This window comes from Amycolatopsis sp. NPDC059021 (assembly GCF_042739895.1).
Taxonomy (GTDB): Bacteria; Actinomycetota; Actinomycetes; order Mycobacteriales; family Pseudonocardiaceae; genus Amycolatopsis.
Genome location: NZ_JBHYIQ010000084.1, coordinates 1 through 2,414, shown reverse-complemented (window position 1 = coordinate 2,414; position 2,414 = coordinate 1). Strand labels below are relative to the sequence as shown.

Here is a 2,414-nt window from a genome sequence, read left to right as displayed (position 1 = left end):
CCACTCCCCCCCCCTCTTTTTCTCTATTGTTGTGTGGTGTGTTGTTGTGTTTCTCCTCTTCCTGTCCTGGCCCCCCCCCCCCCCCCCCCCCACGACCTGGCGATTCTGCCCCATCCCCAGATAGTCGTTGCTGCACCAGACGCTTACTTCCGAATCCACCCCGTCGCGCCGCGCGCTGGCCAGGGGGTAGTGACCGGACTTCCGGCCGATCTCCAGGAACTCACGCTTGCTTCCGGCAAGATCGTCAGCGGTTTTCCCAGTCAGGTATGAAGCCAGGTGGACGTTCATGCATTCGCCTTTTCTCGCAGGGCCACTTTGTCGGGCTTGCCGTTCCTGTTCATCGGCAGCGCTGTCAAGACATTGATCTTCTCCGGCACGTGAATCGGGGTGAACGCCTCGGCGATTCTCGTGCTGATTTTCTCCACTTCGACCACCGCGGCCGGATCGCATTCGATCGCGGCGTGGATGTGCTCGCTGCCGTCCTCGTCCCGCACGCCGTAGACGGCGGCGTGCCGGACACCCGGGTGGGAAAGGATTTCCGCCTCGACGACGATGGGATGGACCTTGACGCCGTGGACCTTGATGACGTCGGCCACCCGGCCCAGGAGAGTCAGATATCCTCGCTCGTCGAGAAAGCCGATGTCGCCGGTGAAGTACCAGCCGTCCCGAAGAACTCGTGCGGTCAGTTCCGGGTTGCCGTTGTAGCCGTCCATCATCTGCGGCGAGCGGACGCGAACCTCACCGATCTCCCCGACGGCCAGTTGCGCACCCGAATCCGAGTTGCAGACGACGACCTCCACCTCGGGGAAGGGCCGCCCGACGGTGGGCGCGACCGCCGGGTCGCCGTGCTCCGGAGGTGTCAGTGTCGTGATCCGGCCGCTCTCGCTCGTGGCATAGCCCTGCGCCAGGATGGGGCCGAAGAGCTGAAACGCCTGTGCGATCCTGGCGGGCGCCGCGGGGCTGCCGCCGTAGACGATCCGCTTCAGCGAAGCCAATCCCGCGGCTTCCACCGCGGCATGGTCGCGGATTCCCCGCTCGAGCAGATGGTCGATGAGCTGGAACACGTGCGTTGTCGCCATGAACGTCCACGAGACCTCCTTCTCCGCGGAGACGGTCTGCGCGAACCTCTCGGCATCGAAGCGCTCGTGGAGGTAAAGTGCTCCGCCCGACGCGAAGACCGCGTCCGCCAGCGGGGCGACACCATGACTCAGCGGGGTCGACACCAGCATCGAGCCACAGCCGGCTTCCCGGCCGAGCTCGATCCACGCACGCATGGTGGCGTCCCACGCGCGGCCCGACAACCGGATGCCCTTCGGCCGCCCGGTGCTGCCACTCGTGAAGTTGATGAAGGCCAGCGCCTCCGGATCCCAGGGCACGGCCTCCGGGGTATCGGGCCTGCCGACCTCATCGCGCTCGCCACGGTGAAGCCGCGTTACCGGGAGCCCGCAACCATCAGCGATCTCCTGCGCGCGCTCCGCGCATTCGGCATCGGTGAAGACGGTCACCGCTTCGGTTTCGCGCAGGATCTGGATCTGATGATCCAGCGGAAGGACCGTCACCACGGTACCGGGATTGATGGTGCGCAAATAGCACACGGCACCGCCGAGCAGCTGCGTCGCGTAGCGCACGGTGAGCGTCTCGGGGCTGTTGGGCGCGACCAGAATCGCTACCACATCCCCCTTGCCCACTCCCTGATCGCGCAGCGCGAAGAACGCTTCGGTCACGGACCGGATCAGGTCACCACCGGTGAAGGCTTCGCCACGCCAATGGGCGAAAACGCGATCCGGCGCGGCCGCGAGCAGTGAGAGGATCTCCGAGACATAACTTTTGCTTGCAGTCCACCAATGCTCGGGCAGGCTCATGGGACCTTCCTTTGATTTCGCCGGCTATCGCGATGTCGTCCGATGGGGTGGGTCAATCCTCGCCGCACAATCGAAGCCGGCGGTAGATCGTTCGACTGGCTACAACGGAGTGCCGGAAGGCATCCCGATCCGGGTAGCCGTTCGGTGCACGCGCCGGACGGCTACCCAGGGTGCCGACATGGGCACGAGCTGCGGTTCGGTGTGAGCGCGGACACAGGGCGCCGGAACCCAGGGGATCGCCTCCGCGGCAGACTCCGGCCGCATTGAAGTTTTCTCGGTAGTGGCCGGTCGCGTTCGACGCGAGTGACGGCTGGCGCGGGCTTTCGCCCTGGTCAGCAGCGCCGGGCCCCTGCCCCGAACGCTCCGTTCAGGACGCTCACCCTGGATCCGCCGATGTACACGCGGCTCCTGTGCGTAGCAGTTCTGGACTGCCCCTTGTTTGTCCTTTGTGGATTGATGGGCCGAGGATCCCACCATAACCCCCCGGTGGGCCCGGTAGGAGGCCGTCACCGCGAGTTGGTGCGCGGCCCGCCCGGCCCCCCGTTGCAAGGG

1 protein-coding gene and 1 pseudogene are annotated in these 2,414 nt (G+C 65.9%); both read right to left on the bottom strand.

Going from position 1 to position 2,414, the window contains the following annotated elements; genetic code table 11:
- A pseudogene (locus ACFWX1_RS35805) lies at positions 1-288 on the bottom strand (hypothetical protein); the annotation flags it as partial.
- Positions 285-1,862, bottom strand: a complete 1,578-nt coding sequence (locus ACFWX1_RS35800) for a class I adenylate-forming enzyme family protein (protein ID WP_378394226.1) — start codon at positions 1,860-1,862, stop codon at positions 285-287. The pseudogene ACFWX1_RS35805 and the gene ACFWX1_RS35800, both read right to left, overlap by 4 nt.
- Between the last annotated feature and the right edge of the window lie 552 nt (positions 1,863-2,414).

Excerpts from the sequence above, each read along its gene's own strand:
- ACFWX1_RS35800 (WP_378394226.1), bottom strand. The coding sequence starts at position 1,862 with ATGAGCCTGCCCGAGCATTGGTGGACTGCAAGCAAAAGTTATGTCTCG.